The sequence below is a fragment of the Streptomyces sp. NPDC027185 genome (assembly GCF_055567035.1).
In genome coordinates this window covers 1130988-1148844 of record NZ_JBVHRF010000002.1, presented here as the reverse complement: position 1 = coordinate 1148844, position 17857 = coordinate 1130988, and the positions used below count along the sequence as shown (strand labels likewise).

Sequence of the window (17857 nt, the reverse complement as noted above, 5' to 3'; positions counted from 1 at the left end):
CGGCGTCTCGGGGAGCGCACGGCCCGGCCGGTACGCGGCGGCCGTACGGGCCGGGGCCTCACGCACGGCCGGGGCGTCGCGCGGGCCCGGTGCGGCGGGGCGCGGCCGATGCGCGGTGCGGACCCGGCGTGGCGCGAAACACTTGCCTTCCGGGAGCGGTTGGGCTTCGGTGAGACCCGCACCCGCCCGCCCGTGTCCCGCCGCCGTGCGGGGCCGCCCGGCGCCCGGCGGGCCCGTGCCCCGCAGACCGGATCGGAGCGTGACTTCCGTGCGCAAACTCTTCTCCTACGTGATGACCAGCGTCGACGGCTACTACGAAGGCCCGGACGGCGAACTGGACTGGGGGAACATCGACGCCGAGTACTTCGAGTTCGCCAACCAGAGCAACACCGCCATCGACACCCTGCTGTTCGGCCGGGACGGCTACGCGCACATGGCCGCGTTCTGGCCGGATGCCACCGGGCCCGACCCGGAGATCGTCACGTTCATGAACGGGGTCCGGAAGGTCGTGGTCTCCGACACGCTGGAGCGGGCGGAGTGGCACAACACCACCCTCGTCCGCGGGGACGACCTCGCCGCGACCGTCACCGCGCTCAAGCAGGAGCCGGGCAGGGAGATCGCGCTGTTCGGCAGCGTGAAGCTGACCGCGAGCCTGCTCGCGCTCGGCCTCGTCGACGAACTGCGCATCCTCGTCAACCCGGTCATCCTGGGCGCGGGCCACTCCCTCTACGCCACCCTCGGCCGCCGCCTTCCGCTCACCCTCTGGCGGACCACCACCTTTCGCTCCGGCAACGTGCTGCTGACGTACCGCCCGGCCTGACCGGTCCGGCCGCCCCGCGCGCCGGGGTCCCACCACGGGGCGGCCGGACCGGCCGCCCCGTGCGGCTTCCGTCCCGCGAGGAAATTCCCGGCATCACCCTGCCGCTGGTATTTATCCCTCCTTGTCCCCTGCTCCCTCTTTCCTCTTTCCCGGCCCCTTTTCCTTCTCTTGGGGAGCGCTTGAAATCGCCCGGGTAAGGTCCGCAGGGCCGGTTTCCGGAAATCGGAACCGGGCCCGCGCCGCAATTCCCGGACGTATCCGGCCGGGTCGTTCCGGCGCGGCGCACACAGAGATGACGCGAGAAGAAACCCAGGGGTTATCGAGGGTGACAAAAGAAAAGAAGGCCGAAGCGGAGGCCGGGGGGAAGGGCTGGGTCACGGCCCGCAAATGGGCCGCCGGGCTCATAGCCCTGACCGCTTCCGCCGCAGCGGCGGCGCCGGCGCACGCGGCCACGCTCCCCGTCGTCGGCACGGCGCGGAGCGCGGTCGCCGGTCCGGCCGTTTCCTGCGTATCGGCCGCTCCCGGTCTGGCGAAGCGCCTGGCCGACGACATGACGGCGCGGCTGAAGGCCCGCCGGAGCGCGGCCTCGCTGGCGCTCTACGACCGCAGGACCGCGACCACCTGCACCTACGGTGCGCACAAGAGGTACGACTCCGCGAGCACGGTCAAACCGATCGTGCTGGGCGCCCTCCTGCTGGACCGGAAGGGCAAGCTCACCGCACGGGAAGCGGAACTCGCGGCGAAAATGATCGAGCACTCCGACAACGCCTCGACCACGGCCCTGTGGCGGCAGCTGTCGAACCTCCGCAATCCGAAGCGGCCCGACCCCGTCAAAATCCAGCGCTTCCTCACCGCGGCCGGAATGACGGACACCGTCCTGGACCGGACCGGTAACTGGGGCCTGACACAGATCACCGCGGCGGACCAGGTCAAGCTGCTGAAACTGTTCACCGGCCGGAGCAACGCCGTGCTGTCCGCCGCCTCGCGCGCGTACGCCCTCCGGTTGATGCACGCGGTGGAGAAGGCGCAGCGCTGGGGGACGCCCGCCGGAGCGCCCGCCGGAGCGACGGTCGGCGTCAAGAACGGCTGGCTGCAGCGCTCGCAGACCGGCCCGAAGGACTCGTTCGACCGCGGCGACTGGAAGGTCAACAGCCTGGGCGCCTTCACCGGCGCCGGGTACGACTACGGTCTCGTCGTCCTCACCGAGAACAACCGGGTCCCCAAGGGCCGCCCGGCCACCGACGGTTGGGTCTACGGCATCAACACCATCGAGCAGGTGTCCCGCGCCGCGCACCACGCCCTGTACCCGACGGGGGCGGCCCCGCGCCGCTACGCCCCGCCGCGCCCCGGCACCGCGACGCTCAAACAGCTGATGACCCTCGGCTGACCCGTCACCCGCGGCCCGCCGGCCCGTAAGGGCCCGGCTCCGAGGCCCGGTCAGGCCCGTAAGGGTCCGGCACCGGGGCCCGGCCGGTCCCGTACGGGTCGCCCCGTAAGGCCCCGCCCCGGCGCGGCCCGGCGTCCCGTACGGGGTCCCCTGCGGCCCGTCGGCGGGCCCTTGCCCCCAGGGGAGCGGGCCCGTAGGGGCCGCCCCCCGGCAGTCCGTACGGGCCGGGCCCCGGGGCCGTACGCTTCGGGGCATGACTGACGCTGCACAGGAGATGGGCACCACCGGCCGCCGTATCCGGATCGCCGACGCGCTCACACCCGAGGAAGCCACCGCGGTGCTCGCGCTGATCGAGCGGGCCGCGCGGACCGACGGACAGCCGGCCGTGTCCGAACAGGGACGGCTCCAGCTGCGCGGCGGGGCCCGGGAAGGGGTCCGGCACCTGCTGGTCTCCGTACCGTCCGAGGAGGCCGCGGACGGCACCGAACTGGTCGGCTACGGCCAGCTGGAGGACACCGACCCGGTGGAGGCGCCCGCCGCCGAACTGGTCGTCGACCCCGCGCACCGCGGCCGCGGCCACGGCCGGGCGCTCGGCGGCGAACTGCTCGCCCAGTCCGGCCGCCGCCTGCGGGTCTGGGCCCACGGCGGCCACGCCGCGGCCCGCCACCTGGCACAGACCCTGGGGCTGACGAAGTTCCGCGAACTGCGCCAGATGCGCCGCCCGTTGACCGGCCTCGACCTGCCCGAACCACAGCTCCCCGACGGCGTGGAGGTCCGCACCTTCCAGCCCGGCCAGGACGACACCGCCTGGCTGGAGGTGAACGCCGCCGCCTTCGCCCACCACCCCGAACAGGGCGCGCTGACCCAGCGCGACCTCGACGACCGCAAGGCCGAGGCGTGGTTCGACCCCAAGGGCTTCTTCCTCGCCGAAGGCGAGGGCACCCTCCTCGGCTTCCACTGGACGAAGGTGCACGCCGACGAGGGCCTCGGCGAGGTCTACGTCGTCGGCGTCCGCCCCGGCGCCCAGGGCGGCGGCCTCGGCAAGGCCCTCACCACCATCGGCCTGCGCCACCTGGCCGCCGAGGGCCTGCCGACCGCGATGCTCTACGTCGACGCGGACAACACGGCCGCCGTCACGGTGTACGAACGCCTGGGCTTCGTCACCCACGAGACGGACCTGATGTACCGCTCGGAGACCTGAGCCCGGCCCCTTCTGCCCGAGGGCCCCGCGACCGTACGGCCGGCCGCGGGGCCCTCGGCGTGCGGCCGTACGGCCCGGCACCCGTCCCGTACGGGGGCCGGACGGCCCGCCCGCGGACGGCGGCGGGGACGGTCCGCCCCGGCCCGGACTACGCCGCCGGCTGCCGGGCGTCCAGCCAGGCGCGGTAGCGGCGCCGGGCCGTGCGCTCCCGGCACTGCTCGGCCAGGAGCGCGACGGCGGGACGGGTGCCCGGGGTGACGGCGCGGCCACGGGCCAGCCGGCGCAGCTGGTGGCGGACCTGCGCCATGCTCGCGGCCGAGGCGAGCGCCTTGTCGGACCAGGTCACCGGGGCCAGCGCGCGCTCCGCCTCGGCGCCGTCGGCCCAGCGGCGGGGCAGATCGGGGGTGACGGAGAGGGCGGTGCCCATCCCGGCGACCGCGACGCCGCCCGCGAGGACCCGCTCGGCGGTGGCGCGCCGGGTGATGCCGCCGGTCAGCATCAGCGGGACCGGGCTGGTGCGGACCAGATCGGCGGCGAGGTCGAGGAAGTACGCCTCCCGGGCGCGGGTGCGGTCGTCGGCGGCGCGGCCGGTCATCGCCGGGCTCTCGTAGCTGCCGCCGGAGAGTTCGACCAGGTCGACGCCGAGGGGCGCGAGCAGGGCGATCACCTCGCGGGCGTCGTCGGCGTCGAATCCGCCGCGCTGGAAGTCCGCGGAGTTGAGCTTGACCGCGACGGCGAAGGACGCCGGGACGGCGGCGCGGACGGCGCGCACCACGTCCAGGAGCAGCCGGGCGCGGCGGGCCGGGTCGCCGCCCCACGCGTCGGTACGGGTGTTGACCAGCGGGGAGAGGAACTGGGAGAGCAGATAGCCGTGGGCGGCGTGGATCTCCACCCCGTCGAATCCGGCCTCGGCGGCGCGGCGGGCGGTGACGGCGAACCGTTCGACGGTCGCCGTGATCTGCTCGGCGGTCATGGCGGAGGGGCGGCCGAAACGGCCGCTGTGCCGGCCGAGGTCCACGCCGAGGTCGGAGGGGCCCCACACCACACCGGGCATCCCGGAGGGGACCTGGCGGCCCGGGTGGTTGATCTGCATCCACACCTTCGCGCCGCCGGACCTGGCCGCCCGCGCCCACCGGGTGAAGGGCTCCAGCGGCGCTGCGGCGTCGAGGACGACACCGGCGGGACCGGTGAGCGCTTCGGCGTGGACCATGACGTTGCCGGTGATCAGCAGGCCGCTGCCGCCCTCGGACCAGGCGCGGTAGAGGGTGAACAGCTGCTCGTCGGGCAGCTGGCCCGGCCCGGCGAGGTTCTCCTCCATCGCCGCCTTCGCGATCCGGTTGGGCAGTTCCGCGCCCGATGCCAGCCGCAACGGTGTGAACAGGTCGTCCGCCATCGGGGTCTCCTCGTCCTCGCTCAGAATGTTCGCGCTGTACACATTAGGTCAAGAGTGTGAGCAGTGCAAACATAGGTGGGGCGGACCGGGGTACGGCGGGCCGGCCCGTGCCGTCGCGGCGATCCGTGCGCCCTGCCCCTGCGCGGTCCGTGCTCTTCCGCGCCCCCTCCGCCGGGCGCCCCCCTCCCCCTCCGGTGACCTGTCGCTTTGCCCGCGCATTACGTGGCCGCGCCCGGGAGTTGCCCGTACGGGCCGGGCTTCCGTACGCGGAAGGGCAGACCCGATAATTCGGCGGTTCGCGGCCAACTCCCGTCGCGGGGAACGCATCTCCTTCCATGAAAAGACGCAGAGCCAACGCCCTTGTCAGTGGCAGGGGTTGGCGCACCGTATGTGTACGGAACGGCGCTGAATTCAGCCCTGTCCCATGGAGGAAAAATGAAGTCCTGGCGTTCCCGTATCGGTATCGGCCTCGCCGTCGGTGCCGCGGCGGTTTCCATTCCGCTCTCCGCCGCCACCGCTTTCGCCGCCCCGCCGCCCGGCGACGGCTGGATCCCCGCCGGCGCCGAGCGCTACCCCTCGAAGGCGGAATGCGAGGCGAAGGAACTGCCCGGCGCCCAGGCGAACGGCTACCACGAGGTCTGGTGCGACGACAGTGACCCGATCATGGCGGTCTACTACCGCTGACCGGCCCCGCGCGGCGGGGTCCGCTCCACGGTGGCGAGGAAGAAGGTCTGTTTCCCCGGCGTACGGCGCCGGGGAAACAGACCTCCACTGCCGCTTCCCCCTTTCACGCCTGACCGTCTTCCCGCCTTCGCGACCGCCCGGACTCGCGGAGGGTGAATCCCGGGGAAGGGGAAACGCCGTACCGGGCGATGCGATCTGAAAGGGCCCTGTCCGAAAGGGCTCGGCGTTGTCCGAAATCATTCAGGTGCTGCCCGAAAGGGCCGGGGGAATGTGTACCCGGTGCTGCCTGGCAGGGGGCTGGTGAACTCGGCGGGAGCCGGTGCACCATGGCGCCTGTCGTTTGCTCGGGCAGTTGAGGTAGGTACGGGAGCGGGGGCGCCGGCCGAGCCGGTCGAATGGACGTTCTTGTTCCTCGCGCGACCGACCGGAATTCCCAGCCCGGTCCATGAGTACATCCACCACGCGAAAGAGGATGGAAAGCATATGACGGAGAACGAAACTCTCGCCGCCCACCACTTCAAACTCCAACTCGACGGCGTCATGTTGGAGGCGGTGAAAGGCATCAGCGATCTCCACATCGACAAGAACGGGGCGAAGGTCACCATCGTCCGCGGTGTGAAGACGAGCGCCGCGTTCACCGAGTGGGTCAACCGTTCGCTGCACGACGGCCATGGAGGGAGTGCCCTCACCATCAACGAGGAGGACTCCGCGGGCCGGACCGTCCGGCGCGTCCAGCTCGTGCAGGCCCGCGTCACCAAGTGGGAGTCCCGGAAGCCCAACGAGAGGGTCTTCGTCGTCGCCGGGCGGGGGTCGATCGAGTAGCACGCCGCCGCACCGGCGGCGCGTACCGGAATCGATCTCACCCGGCAGGACGCGTCTCCCGTCCGCCGCGGTGGGATCGGCGCCGGGGCCTACGCGCGGTACCCCTGCCGCATTTTCCGGATCAGCTCCAGGGAATGTTCCGGGGACAACGCGTGCGTCCTGATCAAGTCGTAGTCGTCCAGGGCGGATTCGACCGTCGTCACGGAATCGTGGACCCGCCCGCCGACCCGGGTTTCGGTGTAGAGCACCGTCGGGGCGTCGGGGAAACACAGCACGACGAAAGGCATCGCGGAGGTGCCGGGAACACCCGCCGAGAACGGCATCACCTGGAGCCTGACATACGACGATCCGGCCAGGGACCGCAGATATCCGAGCTGACCGGCCATGACCTCGGGGCCGCCGACGGCGGTATGCAGAGCCGTCTCGTGCAGGATGACCCAGAGGAACGGCGGATTCTCCCGCTCCAGTGCCGCACGCCGCCGTAGCCGGGCCGCGACTTTGTCCTCGATACCTTCCGGTGTCGCCTGCGGATGGGCGGCGCGGAGGGCCGCCCGCGCGTAATCCGCCGTCTGTACCATGCCGGGGACGAGGTGCGTCGCGTACATCAGGATCTGCGACGCCTCCCGTTCCAGATTCAGATACGGCACGAACCACGACGGGTGATTGCCCTCGTCGATCCGGGCCAGCATGGACTCGAAGCGGCCGTCGGCGCCGAAAGCCAGATCGCAGCCCTTGGCGAACTTCATGCTCGACATGACTTTTCCGGCTTCCACCATGCTGACGTAGGCGTGCGAGTAACCGGTGGCCGTGCCCAACTGTTTCTGGGTCATTCCGCGGTTCAACCGGACGCGTCGCACATCGAGTCCGAAGCGTTCCAGGGGATTCACATACTCCGGCGGTGTCGTCTCTTCCAATGCCGCGGCCTCTGCTTCTGAGGGTTCCGGGTCGACGTTACGGCAGGTCAACGCGGGCAGCGTTGCCGTTCAAGTGGCGCCATTCTCTTGCGCGCAGCGCTGTTGCGGGGCTGACGGGACGCCTGACGCGACGACTTCCGCGAGGCGCGAGCCACGGACCGGGGACGCAGGAGGGCAACGGTGATGCCGCATTCCGGGAAACGTAGCCGGACGCCCGTTCCGTACGCCACCGCGGGGAGCGGGAAACGGGCGGCCGGCCGTGCGCCGCCCGCGCGGGCGGATACGCCGGGGCCCGCGCACCGGGGCGAGAGGGCCGTTACCCAGGACGCCCGCGGGGCACGGCGGAGCCGGTACGAGAAGGCACCGGGGAGCGGACGCGACAGCCGGGTCCGCTCGCCGTACGGGTGCGGGCGGTACGGGCGCGCGGGGCGTCCGGCGGGGGTCATGTGCCGGGCGCCGGTGGCGGGTTGGCGGCCGGGCCGCGGGGCGGGGCCCTGCCGCACAGGTCTCCGTACGCGGTGCGGCACGCGGCAGTACGGCAGGTCGTGAGGGTGCGGCGGTACGCGGCGGGGGAGCCGGCGGCGGGGCCCGGGGCGGAAGAGGGCGGGGCGGCGGCCGGTTGACACCGGGGCCGGCGGCCGGAGTGCGGCCCGCGGGGAGCGCCGTGGCGCGCGGGCGGGCCGGTGCGGGCGCCGGTCGGTGTGGTGCTCGTGCCGAAGGCCGCGGTGCTCGGGGCGGGCGCCCGGCCGCGAGGTGGCCGCTGTCGCCCGGCCGCGCCGTGCCGCGGCCGGCCCGGGGGCGGCTGGGTCACTCCGGATGGTTCAGGGCTTCCTTCTGCAGTTGGACCGCGGCCACCAGGCTCAGCTTCGGCTCCGCCGTGCGGAGCGCCTTGACCGCCGCGACCGAGCCGGGGTCCCCGGTGAAGCCGACGGCCGCCAGCCGGGAGCGGACCCAGTGGGCACGCATCTGGCCGTCGGTGGCCGCGGCGGTGGCCTCCGCGAGCGCGGCGGCGCGCTCCAGACCCGGGCGCTCCTCGGGCGACGCCTCGGCCAGCGCCTGGCGCAAGGCGGACGCCACCACGTCCGCATCCCGGATGACCGGTACGACGTTGTGTTTTCCGCTCGGTCCCGCAATGGCTGCCATGCGAACAACCGTGGCATTCGTGCCCTGAGTGTGGCAAGTGGCTTGAGGTTTTCCAGAGAATCGCCCCGCGCCCGTCCGTCCCAGGTAGGAGCGGGGCGCGGCGGGTTGGCCGAGGGGCTGCCGCCGCCGGGGCCGTTCGGTGCGGGCACCGGTGGCGGCAAGCCGCCGCGCCGGGCGGGCGCGGACGGCCCCGCCGCCGGCGGCCCGCCCCTCAACTCCCCTCCGCAGCCCCCGTGTCCGTCTCCCGCAGCGCCCGCCATTCGCGGGCCGGCATCGCGTAGACGACCTCGTCCACCCACTCCCCGTCCAGGAACTCGTTCTCGACGAGATGGGCCTCGCGGCGCATGCCGAGGCGGGCGGAGGCGGTGTTGCGACCGTCCAACTCGGCCTGGATCCGGTGGAGTCGTAGGTGGTCGAAGCCGAGGGCGAGAAGGGCGCGGCTCGCCTCGGTGGCGTAGCCGTGGCCGTGGTGGTCGGGGTGGAAGACGTAGCCGATGCTCGCCTGTCGGTGGGCGGCGCTCTCCCAGACGAAGGTGACGTCGCCGACGAGGGTGCCGGTGGCGCGGACCACGACGGCGAGTTGGAGGACGTCGCCCTCGGCGCGCAGCGTCGTACGGGCGGTCTTGGCGGCGACGGAGGCGCGGGAGCCGGCTTCGTCGAGCGGGCCCCAGTAGAGGTACCGGCAGACCTCGGGGAGGCGCTGATAGGCGTGGATGGCGGCGAAGTCGCCGGTGGTCACCGGGCGGAGGTCGAGGCGGGCGGTGCGCAGCGGGTCCGGCGGGGTGAAGGGAAGCGGCGGGTGCGCGGGTGAGGTCGGCATCGGGGGGAGCGTAGACGGCTCAGGTTGACAGGCGCAGCCCCTTTCCCCCACTCTTCCACTACTTAATTAGTGGAATGAGGGGTGTGCGGGTGCGACGGGCGGTGAGTGACCCCCTCGGCGGCGTTCCGAGGGGTACGGCGATGGAGGCCATCGGCCTCGGCAGGCGCCACCGGCGCCACGGTGAGCTGCGGGACTGCACGTTCCGGCTGCCCGCCGGACGTATCTGCGCCCTGGCCGGCCCGCCCGGCGCGGGCACCGGCACCCTCCTCGCCCTCGCCGCCGGACACCTGCGCCCCACCGAGGGCACCGTCCGCGTCTTCGGCGCCGGCCCCCGCACGGCGGACGGCCGCGCCCGCGTCGCTTACCTCGGCCGCGAGCGGGCCGCCCGGTCCCGGCACACCGTCGCCGAGACGCTGCGCCGCGCCCGCGCCCGGCACGACGGGCCCTGGCATGCGGCGCGCGCCGAACGCGTCCTGGCGGCCGGCCGGGTGCCGCTCCAGGCGCGGGTCGGCGCGCTGTCACCGGCGCGCCACGCCCGCCTCGCCCTGGCGCTGACGCTGGCCAAGGACCCCGAACTGCTGCTGCTGGACGAGCCGTTCGCCGGACTCGGCCCGCTGGAGCGGCACGAGGTCGCGGCCCAGCTGATGGAACAGGCGGCGGTGTACGGCACCACGCTCGTGCTCTCCTCGTACGCCCTCGCCGAACTGGACGGGATCTGCGACCACCTGCTCTTCCTCGGCGGCGGACGGCTCCGGCTGGCGGGCGAGGTGGACGACGTCATCGGCGCCCACCGGCTGCTGCTCGGCACCGCCGGCCGCCCCGGGGCGCTGCCGGACGGCCTCGCCGCGCACCAACTCGTCGACGTCCGGTGGACGGGACGGCGCTACACCGCGCTGGTCCGGCGGTGCGGCCCGCTCGACGGGCCGTGGGACGCCGCCGAACCGTCGCTGGAGGAACTGCTCCTCGGCTACCTGCGCTCACCCGGGACGCCCGCGACGGCCGCGTACGGTGCCGAGGCGGTCGGCCCCCGGCTCTGGCAGCGGCCGGGCGTACCGGGGATGCCCCGCAACGCGGACGGCGGCGAGGCGGCGGCCCGGACGGCGGGCCCGCTGCTGCCCGGCATTCCGCGCGGACGGCGGGACGGCGGCGCGGACCACCGCGCGGCGCGGCGGGAACCACACGGAAACGAAGGGGTGACGGTATGAGCACGGCGACGGAGCCGCAGACGGCCGGGGTGGCGCGGCGCGCCGCCGGGACGGGCCGCCGGGGCGGTCTGCTGTGGGTGGTGTGGCGGCAGAACCGGGGCATGGTCCTCGGCCTGCTCGCCCTGCTGGTGGCCGGCGGCATCGGCATGGCGGTACAGCGCGGCGCGATGGCCGGCTACCTCGCCGAGCACGACATCGCGGGCTGCGCGCTGATCTCCACCGCTCCGCGGTGCCAGAACGTCCAGGAAGCCGTGGAGACCTTCCGGTCGTCCTACGGCGAGGGCTTCCGGCTCGCACAGGTGCTGCTGATGCTGATGCCCGCCCTGATCGGCCTCTTCATCGGTGCGCCGCTGTTCTCCCGGGAGCTGGAGAACGGCACCCACAAGCTGGTGCTGACCCAGTCCGTCGGTCCGCTGCGCTGGGTCACCGCGAAGCTGGCGCTGCCGGCGGTGTGCACCGCCGTGGCCGTCGCCGGGCTCGCCGCGTGCTACGTGTGGATGTGGCGCACCGGCGGCCAGGAGACGCTCGGTGCCTACTGGTACTCCGACTCCGGGTTCCTGGCGCTCGGCCCGGTGCCTGTCGCCCAGAGCCTGCTGGCGTTCGCGGTCGGCGCGCTGACCGGTCTGCTGATCCGCCGGACCGTCGCGGCGATGGTCGTCACCCTCGGGGTGACCGGCGCCCTGCTCGTCGCCTTCACGCTGGTCCGCCCGTACCTGCTGCCGCCGGTGATCACCGACTTCCCGCACGGCGGCTCGGTGCCCGACAACGCCTGGGTCCTGGGCGAGGGCAGCCTGACCACCAGCGGTGAACGCCTCCCCCAGGGCACCTGCTCCGCCGGCCCCGGCATGGAGAAGTGCCTGCTCGCCCACCACGTCGACGACGGCTCCTACGTCATCCAGCACCCCGCCGCCCACCACTGGCCGATGGCCTGGCTGGAGTCCGGTATCGCCCTCGCCCTGGCGGCGCTGGTGACGCTGGTGATCTACCGGGTGGTGCGGCGGAAGTTCGGCTGAGCGGGCCCGGCCCCTCCGGCCGGTTCCCCGTGGCGCGGCGGCGCCCGGCTCGTCCCTCACGGGGCGGGGCGGGCGCCGTTGCTGTGCCACGGGGGCGGACACCCGGCGCTCGCCCCGCACCCCTCCGGCATCTGCCGCCCGCCCCGAGCAGGCCCGGCGCCCGCTCCGCCCGCCCCGCCCCGCCCGGGTCTGTACGCCGCGAGCAGGGCTGAACCGGACGGTCCTTGCCGGGGGCCCGGCGGTGCGGCGGCTTCGGTGACCGGAGTCCGGTGGAACAACCCGTCCAGCCGTCAGAGCTGCTCGGTACAGCGGGTACTGGTGAACCATGACTGGCGCCTTCACCACCCGCACTGTCGACGTCACGGTCGACTCCGCCGAGACCATGCACGACCTGACGAACACGTGCTCCGCATTCCTCCGGGAGGTCACTCACGGGAGAGACGGACTGCTGAACGTCTTCACCCCGCACGCGATGTCCGGCCTGGCCGTCATCGAGACCGGGGCCGGCAGTGAGAACGACCTGCTGGCGGCCCTCCGTGAGGTTCTTCGCGCGGACGACCACCGGCAGGACCGCCACGGTGGCGCGCGCCCCGGCCGGGAGCACGTGCTCCCGGCCCTGGTTCCGCCCCACGCCACGCTGCCCGTGGTCGGCGGTGAGCTGGAGCTGGGGACCTCGCAGTCCGTAGTTCTGGTGACCACCGGCCGGGACACCCCCGACCGGAAGGTCCGGCTGTCCTTCCTCGGCTGACCGTACGCCGCGCTGCCCAGGCGCTCAGGTCCGCGGAGTGTTGCCGGTGCCGGTGAGGATCTGTTCGGCCGGGCGACATCGTCGGCCCGTACGGCTCTGGCCGTTGCGGCCCGTGCCGCGTCGGGTGGGACCACCCGCAGGGCGAGGTGATCGTTCCCGCAAGGTTGCCTGGTCGCGCGGGCCCTTTGGGTACCTGCCGGAGTAGGCTGAAGAAACCGGGAACACTTCGCACACCGGCCTCCACGCGGGTGTCGTTCCTGGCGAGTCACCATGCCGGGCCGCCGCCGTCGGGCCCGGGGCAGGGTTCGCATCATGGCTGTCACCATCGACCGTACGTGCACCGAGGGCCGCGCCCCTTCGCCGCCCGCTCGCCTGTCCTTGACGCCGGGAAGGGCGTCGGGGCTTCTGGACGGTGCCTGGTGGCCTCGCTCGCGTGACCTCTTCCGCGAACTCCCCGCACTGGCGGCGAGGCTGGACCGTTCCTGGGGGCGAGTCACCCACGTCACGGTGAATCCGGCCTTCTGGCCCGTGATCCCGCGCAAGGTGCCCGTCACCGGGCACACGGTGCACGTGGGGTGGTTCACGGATGAGCAGGACCCGCACAAGCTCCTCGTGTTCTCCTACACCGCGCACCGTCTGGACCTGCTGATCATCCCGCCGGAGACCGCCCCGGCCGCGGCCGCCAGGCTGATGTCCGCCTCGACCTCCCCCGGAGGTCTCCTCACCGCGAGCAGGCTGATGGAGGACGAACGAGCGACCGGCGAAGCGGCGGAGTCACGGGAGCGCGAAGAGGAATGGGAGACCGAGGGAGGGACCGCGCCTCCACAGGCCGGGAACCCGACCGGGCCTCCGCCCTCCGCCCGAGAGAGGTGAGGCCGGTGGAGATCGCCGTCACCCTGGCCGCGATCCTGGGCCTGATCACCGTGGGGCCCTCCTGATCCGCCGGCTCAACGCCCAGCACGACGAAAGGATCGCAAGCTTCCACTACAGCGGTGTCCTGCCCTGGCGCGACAGCAGCAGCCGACAGCACCCCCGGCGATCGACCCCGTCGGCCCCTCCTCGCCCGTAACGCCGCGAGCGACCACTCGGGGACCGCGAACGCCGCCGGATACCGCGCCCCCTCGCCCCGGAGGTGAAGCTCAGGGAAGCGCCGTACCGTTACCGCGCCGCTCCTGTTCAGCGGGCCGTCGACGGCCAGGAGCCTTTTGCGCCGTGTCGCCGCCGACGTGTCGCGGGCGCCCCGCCGCACCCCGCGTACGACCGCTCCCGCCCCGCGTGCGCCCCGTGCGCCGCCGCTGTGGCGCACCCGCCCCGTTCCGGCCCGGTAGCCCCCCGCTTGCCTGGTCGCCACGTTCGCGTTACCGGTGATTCAGACGCGCTTGCGAACCTCGGTGAATGCAGCCCGCTGTGCCGAACGTTCCCCCACCGCGGCGCTCCGCCGCGTCCCTCGCCGACGCGCCTGGAACGCACCAGGCGCGGAAGAATGAGGTCATGAAGCAGCAGCCGAGCGCTCAGGTCACCACCGCGACCGGCGAGCCGGCCGGGCCGCGGCCCGCCGTCGCGTCGCCGGGCCGGGGCCCCGCGGCCCAGCCGTCGGTCGGCTCCATCGCCGCCCACCGCCCGCACGCGGTCGGCCCCTCCGTCCCGGAGCTGGCACCCGACCTCGACTCCGACCCGGACGAGTACGAGGGGAGCGGCGTCCCGGGGGCGGCCGGTGAGGAGCTGCCCGAGGGACGGTTCCTCGACCGGGAGCGCAGCTGGCTGGCGTTCAACGAACGGGTGCTGGAGCTGGCCGAGGACCCGGCGACACCGCTGCTGGAGCGCGCCAACTTCCTGGCGATCTTCGCGTCCAACCTCGACGAGTTCTTCATGGTCCGCGTCGCCGGGCTCAAGCGCCGTATCGCCACCGGCGTCGCCACCCGCTCCGCCTCCGGACTCCAGCCCCGCGAGGTCCTCGACCTCATCTGGACCCGCTCGCGCGAGCTCATGGCCCGGCACGCCGCCTGCTACCAGCAGGACGTCGCACCCGCCCTCGCCGACGCCGGGATCCATCTCATCCGCTGGCCGGAGCTGACCGAGAAGGAACAGGCCCGCCTCTTCACCCTCTTCCGCCAGCAGATCTTCCCCGTCCTCACCCCGCTGGCCGTCGACCCCGCGCACCCCTTCCCGTACATCTCCGGCCTCTCGCTCAACCTCGCCGTCGTCGTACGGAACCCGGTCAGCGGCCACGACCACTTCGCGCGGGTCAAGGTCCCGCCGCTGCTCTCCCGCTTCCTGGAGGCGTCGCCGCAGCGGTACGTGCCCATCGAGGACGTCATCGCCGCCCACCTGGAGGAGCTGTTCCCCGGGATGGAGGTCCGCGCCCACCACATGTTCCGGGTCACCCGCAACGAGGACCTGGAGGTGGAGGAGGACGACGCGGAGAACCTCCTCCAGGCGCTGGAGAAGGAGCTGATGCGGCGGCGCTTCGGACCGCCGGTGCGGCTGGAGGTCGAGGAGTCCATCGACCCGTCCGTCCTCGACCTGCTCGTCCAGGAACTGAAGATCTCCGAGGCCGAGGTCTACCCGCTGCCCGGTCCGCTCGACCTCACCGGGCTCTTCGGCATCGGCGCGCTGGACCGGCCCGAGCTGAAGTACCCCAAGTTCGTCGCCGGCACCCACCGCGACCTCGCCGAGGTCGAATCGGCGTCCGCGCCCGACATCTTCGCCGCCGTCCGCGCCCGCGACGTCCTGCTGCACCACCCGTACGACTCGTTCTCCACCTCTGTGCAGGCGTTCCTGGAGCAGGCGGCGGCCGACCCGGACGTACTGGCGATCAAGCAGACGCTGTACCGCACGTCGGGTGACTCGCCGATAGTCGACGCGCTGATCGACGCCGCCGAATCCGGCAAGCAGGTCCTCGTCCTCGTCGAGATCAAGGCCCGCTTCGACGAGCAGGCCAACATCAAATGGGCGCGGAAGCTGGAGGAGGCCGGCTGCCACGTCGTCTACGGCCTCGTCGGCCTCAAGACGCACTGCAAGCTGTCGCTCGTCGTCCGCCAGGAAGGCGAGACGCTCCGCCGCTACGCCCACGTCGGCACCGGCAACTACCACCCCAAGACCGCCCGGCTCTACGAGGACCTCGGCCTGCTCACCGCCGACCCGCAGGTCGGCGCGGACCTCTCCGACCTCTTCAACCGGCTCAGCGGCTACTCCCGGCGCGGCACCTACCGCCGTCTGCTGGTCGCCCCGCGCTCGCTGCGCGACGGACTGGTCCAGCGGATCACCAAGGAGATCACCCACCACCGCGCGGGACGCCCCGCCTACGTCCGTATCAAGGTCAACTCGATCGTGGACGAGGCCGTCATCGACGCGCTCTACCGCGCGTCACGGGCCGGGGTGCCCGTCGACGTCTGGGTGCGTGGCATCTGCGCCCTGCGCCCCGGGGTGCCCGGACTGAGCGAGAACATCCGGGTCCGCAGCGTCCTCGGCCGCTTCCTGGAACACTCCCGGGTCTTCGCCTTCGGCAACGGCGGCGAGCCCGAAGTGTGGCTGGGCAGCGCCGATATGATGCACCGTAATCTCGACCGGCGGATCGAGGCGCTGGTGCGGGTCACCGACCCCGCGCACCGCGCCGCCCTCAACAGACTGCTGGAGACCGGGACTTCGGACACCACCTCGTCCTGGCACCTCGGCCCCGACGGCGACTGGACCCGGAACGCGGTGGACGCGGACGGCAAGCCGTTGCGCAACGTACAGGAAATGCTCATTGACGCGCGGAGGCGCCGGCGTGGCCCAGCGACCTGACCTCACGGCCGGGGGGCCGGGCGGTCTCATCGGCATCGGCAGCGGACACGGATCCGGCCCGTCGAGCGGCGCCCGCGCCGCCGTCGTGGACGCCCCCGGCCCCTGCGGCGACGGCCCCGGGGCGGCGGAGCTGCCGGACGGCGCCACCGCCGGGCAGGCCCTCGCCGGCTACCTCCACGACCGGTCCGCGGACTTCCTGCGCAGTCTGCGCCGCCACCGCGAGAGCGGACCGGACGCCGACGGTGCCGAGGAGGCCGCCCGGGAACTGCGCCGCGCCGCCCGCCGGATCAGCGCCGCCCTCTACACCTTCCGGCCGCTGACCGAGGAGGCGTGGGCCGACCAACTCCGCGCCGAACTGGGCTGGCTGGCGGGCATCCTCGCCCGCGAACACGCCGGCGCCGACCGCCGCGAGCGGCTGATGGCCGCCCTGGCGCGCCTCACCGGGCGCGACGGACGGCCGCAGCCCGCAGGCCGCGCCACCGGACGCGGCGGCGACCGCTCCGCCCGGGGCGCGGCGGCCACCCGCGCCCGCGCCGCCGCCCCGGAGACGGCGGCCGACACGGACGGACCGGACACCGACGGGCTGCTGTCGGCGGGCGCCGCCCGCGCCGCGGCCCTCCTCGACCGGCAGCTGACCCTGGCCCGCAGCCGCGCCCACACCGCCGCCCTCCAGGCGCTGGGCTCGGCCCGTTTCCACGCGCTCGCCGACGCCGTGGCGCTGCTGGCGTCCGAGGTGCCGCTGGCCCGCGCGGCGTCCGCCGCCCCGGCCGCCGGTGCGCTCCACCCGCTCGCCGAGCACGCCCACCGCCGCCTCGCCGAGGCCGTCACCGCGCTGCCGCTGGCCCGCGCCGGCCACGCCTACCAGGCCGACGCGCTCTCCGCCGAACACCTCCAGGACGCCCCCTGGCACCAGGTGCGGACACTGGTCCGGCTCAGCCGGTACGCCCAGGAGGTCGCCGCACCGGGCGGCGCCGACCCGCGGCTGGCGGAGGCCGGCCGGGTGCTCGGCCGCCACCGCGACGCCGCCGAGGCCGCGTCCGCCGCGGCGTCCGCCGCCCGTACGCCCCGTATCGCCCCGGCCACCGCGTACGCCCTCGGCGTCCTCCACGCCGACCAGCGGCACGAGGTGGCCGCGGCCCGCCATGCCTTCAGCCGGCTGTGGCTCCCCGGGCCCGTGCCCGAGAGCCGCTGGAGCTGAACGTCCGAGGAGGCCCGTGACCGGCAGGGAGAGCGACGAGATGACGACGGCGAGCGGGACGGTGCCCGGCCCGGCGGGTGAGGGGGCGCGCCCGATCCGGGCCGCCGGCTGTGTGCTGTGGCGCCCGGCCGGGTCCGGGGGCGGGCTGGAGATCGCGCTCGTCGGGCGGCCCAAGTACGGCGACTGGTCGCACCCCAAGGGCAAGCTGAAGCGGGGGGAGAGCTTCCGGGCGGCGGCGGTCCGCGAAACGGTCGAGGAGACCGGTATGACCTGCGTACTCGGCCCCCGGCTGCCCACCGTCCACTACGTCGTCGACGGCCGCCCCAAGGAGGTCCGCTACTGGGCCGCCGAGGCCACCGGCGGCGGCTTCATCCCCAACCGCGAGGTCGACCGGCTGCTCTGGCTGCCCCCGGAAGCGGCCCGCGCCCGGGTGACCCAGGACCGGGACCGTGGCCTGGTGGACGCCCTGCTGGAGGCGCTGCGGGGCGCCGGCGCGGTGGGCTGACGCCCCGCACGGCCAGGAGCGGGCGCAGGCTCAGGGACACCCGCGGGCGGACGCGGCCCGTCCTGGACGCGTCCGCCCGTCCTGGACGCGCCCGCCCGTCCGCCGGGGCCCGGTGCAGCCGACTTGGCGGCTCCCGGAACCTTCACCTTCCGGAACGCTCGCTTTCCGGCCCCCGCGGCGTCCCGTTCCCGGCTCGGGAATTCACGGTGGCCGGTCTT

16 protein-coding genes are annotated in these 17857 nt (G+C 73.8%); 12 read left to right on the top strand and 4 right to left on the bottom strand.

The genetic code is table 11. The features are described 5' to 3' along the window. The first annotated feature begins 259 nt into the window (after positions 1-259). The 3 genes from ACZ4M8_RS10175 (at position 260) to mshD (ending at position 3408) form a co-directional block, all read left to right on the top strand. The gene (locus ACZ4M8_RS10175) at positions 260-820 is read left to right on the top strand and encodes a dihydrofolate reductase family protein (protein ID WP_467605121.1); all 561 of its coding nucleotides are present in this window, start codon (positions 260-262) and stop codon (positions 818-820) included. A gap of 325 nt (positions 821-1145) precedes the next feature. Next, the gene (locus ACZ4M8_RS10170) at positions 1146-2207 is read left to right on the top strand and encodes a serine hydrolase (protein WP_467605118.1); all 1062 of its coding nucleotides are present in this window, start codon (positions 1146-1148) and stop codon (positions 2205-2207) included. A gap of 253 nt (positions 2208-2460) precedes the next feature. Further along, a complete protein-coding gene (gene mshD, locus ACZ4M8_RS10165; protein ID WP_467605116.1) occupies positions 2461-3408 on the top strand; it encodes a mycothiol synthase in 948 nt (315 codons plus the stop codon). A gap of 148 nt (positions 3409-3556) precedes the next feature. Here the strand turns inward: mshD and ACZ4M8_RS10160 are convergent, their stop codons facing one another. Continuing rightward, the gene (locus ACZ4M8_RS10160) at positions 3557-4801 is read right to left on the bottom strand and encodes an NADH:flavin oxidoreductase/NADH oxidase family protein (RefSeq protein ID WP_467605113.1); all 1245 of its coding nucleotides are present in this window, start codon (positions 4799-4801) and stop codon (positions 3557-3559) included. A 435-nt stretch (positions 4802-5236) separates the two neighbouring features. Here ACZ4M8_RS10160 and ACZ4M8_RS10155 point away from each other — a divergent pair, with 435 nt between their 5' ends. Then, complete coding sequence (locus ACZ4M8_RS10155) at positions 5237-5485, top strand: hypothetical protein (protein ID WP_467605110.1); 249 nt, start codon at positions 5237-5239, stop codon at positions 5483-5485. Between the two features lie 483 nt (positions 5486-5968). Continuing rightward, on the top strand, positions 5969-6307 hold the full coding sequence (locus ACZ4M8_RS10150; protein ID WP_467605107.1) for a hypothetical protein: 339 nt from the start codon (positions 5969-5971) through the stop codon (positions 6305-6307). Positions 6308-6396: 89 nt separating this feature from the next. On the opposite strand, the gene ACZ4M8_RS10145 is transcribed toward ACZ4M8_RS10150, so the two are convergent. The 3 genes from ACZ4M8_RS10145 to ACZ4M8_RS10135 all read right to left on the bottom strand — a co-directional run bounded on the left by ACZ4M8_RS10145 (position 6397) and on the right by ACZ4M8_RS10135 (position 9184). After that, a complete protein-coding gene (locus ACZ4M8_RS10145) occupies positions 6397-7272 on the bottom strand; it encodes a helix-turn-helix domain-containing protein (RefSeq protein WP_467605105.1) in 876 nt (291 codons plus the stop codon). A gap of 756 nt (positions 7273-8028) precedes the next feature. Further along, positions 8029-8364: a hypothetical protein gene (locus ACZ4M8_RS10140; protein WP_467605103.1), complete on the bottom strand. Its 336-nt coding sequence runs from the start codon at positions 8362-8364 to the stop codon at positions 8029-8031. A gap of 211 nt (positions 8365-8575) precedes the next feature. Beyond that, positions 8576-9184 carry a GNAT family N-acetyltransferase gene (locus ACZ4M8_RS10135; RefSeq protein WP_467605102.1) on the bottom strand — a complete coding sequence of 203 codons (609 nt, stop codon included), beginning with the start codon at positions 9182-9184 and terminating at the stop codon, positions 8576-8578. 140 nt (positions 9185-9324) lie between these two features. On the opposite strand from ACZ4M8_RS10135, the gene ACZ4M8_RS10130 reads away from it, so the two are divergent. From ACZ4M8_RS10130 to ACZ4M8_RS10100, 7 genes are all read left to right on the top strand, one after another. Then, entirely contained in the window at positions 9325-10389 is a 1065-nt protein-coding gene (locus ACZ4M8_RS10130) for an ATP-binding cassette domain-containing protein (protein ID WP_467605100.1), read from the top strand. Beyond that, entirely contained in the window at positions 10386-11402 is a 1017-nt protein-coding gene (locus ACZ4M8_RS10125; protein WP_467605098.1) for an ABC transporter permease, read from the top strand. Before ACZ4M8_RS10130 ends, ACZ4M8_RS10125 begins: the two co-directional genes overlap by 4 nt. A 325-nt stretch (positions 11403-11727) precedes the next feature. Beyond that, the gene (locus ACZ4M8_RS10120; RefSeq protein ID WP_467605096.1) at positions 11728-12150 is read left to right on the top strand and encodes a YjbQ family protein; all 423 of its coding nucleotides are present in this window, start codon (positions 11728-11730) and stop codon (positions 12148-12150) included. A gap of 312 nt (positions 12151-12462) precedes the next feature. After that, complete coding sequence (locus tag ACZ4M8_RS10115; protein ID WP_467605094.1) at positions 12463-13023, top strand: DUF5994 family protein; 561 nt, start codon at positions 12463-12465, stop codon at positions 13021-13023. 618 nt (positions 13024-13641) lie between these two features. Beyond that, positions 13642-15936 carry an RNA degradosome polyphosphate kinase gene (locus ACZ4M8_RS10110; RefSeq protein ID WP_467605091.1) on the top strand — a complete coding sequence of 765 codons (2295 nt, stop codon included), beginning with the start codon at positions 13642-13644 and terminating at the stop codon, positions 15934-15936. Beyond that, positions 15920-17134 carry a CHAD domain-containing protein gene (locus ACZ4M8_RS10105; RefSeq protein ID WP_467605089.1) on the top strand — a complete coding sequence of 405 codons (1215 nt, stop codon included), beginning with the start codon at positions 15920-15922 and terminating at the stop codon, positions 17132-17134. The genes ACZ4M8_RS10110 and ACZ4M8_RS10105 overlap by 17 nt, the downstream gene beginning before the upstream one ends. A gap of 40 nt (positions 17135-17174) precedes the next feature. After that, positions 17175-17639, top strand: coding sequence for an NUDIX hydrolase (locus ACZ4M8_RS10100; protein WP_467605375.1), 465 nt, complete (start codon positions 17175-17177; stop codon positions 17637-17639). The last annotated feature ends 218 nt before the right edge of the window (positions 17640-17857 follow it).

Bases quoted from the DNA above. Each gene is read 5' to 3' on its own strand.
- ACZ4M8_RS10125 (WP_467605098.1), top strand. From the start codon at position 10,386: ATGAGCACGGCGACGGAGCCGCAGACGGCCGGGGTGGCGCGGCGCGCC.
- ACZ4M8_RS10135 (WP_467605102.1), bottom strand. From the start codon at position 9,184: ATGCCGACCTCACCCGCGCACCCGCCGCTTCCCTTCACCCCGCCGGAC.
- ACZ4M8_RS10110 (WP_467605091.1), top strand. From the start codon at position 13,642: ATGAAGCAGCAGCCGAGCGCTCAGGTCACCACCGCGACCGGCGAGCCG.
- ACZ4M8_RS10160 (WP_467605113.1), bottom strand. From the start codon at position 4,801: ATGGCGGACGACCTGTTCACACCGTTGCGGCTGGCATCGGGCGCGGAA.
- ACZ4M8_RS10130 (WP_467605100.1), top strand. From the start codon at position 9,325: ATGGAGGCCATCGGCCTCGGCAGGCGCCACCGGCGCCACGGTGAGCTG.
- ACZ4M8_RS10100 (WP_467605375.1), top strand. From the start codon at position 17,175: ATGACGACGGCGAGCGGGACGGTGCCCGGCCCGGCGGGTGAGGGGGCG.
- ACZ4M8_RS10150 (WP_467605107.1), top strand. From the start codon at position 5,969: ATGACGGAGAACGAAACTCTCGCCGCCCACCACTTCAAACTCCAACTC.
- mshD (WP_467605116.1), top strand. From the start codon at position 2,461: ATGACTGACGCTGCACAGGAGATGGGCACCACCGGCCGCCGTATCCGG.
- ACZ4M8_RS10115 (WP_467605094.1), top strand. From the start codon at position 12,463: ATGGCTGTCACCATCGACCGTACGTGCACCGAGGGCCGCGCCCCTTCG.
- ACZ4M8_RS10120 (WP_467605096.1), top strand. From the start codon at position 11,728: ATGACTGGCGCCTTCACCACCCGCACTGTCGACGTCACGGTCGACTCC.
- ACZ4M8_RS10140 (WP_467605103.1), bottom strand. From the start codon at position 8,364: ATGGCAGCCATTGCGGGACCGAGCGGAAAACACAACGTCGTACCGGTC.
- ACZ4M8_RS10155 (WP_467605110.1), top strand. From the start codon at position 5,237: ATGAAGTCCTGGCGTTCCCGTATCGGTATCGGCCTCGCCGTCGGTGCC.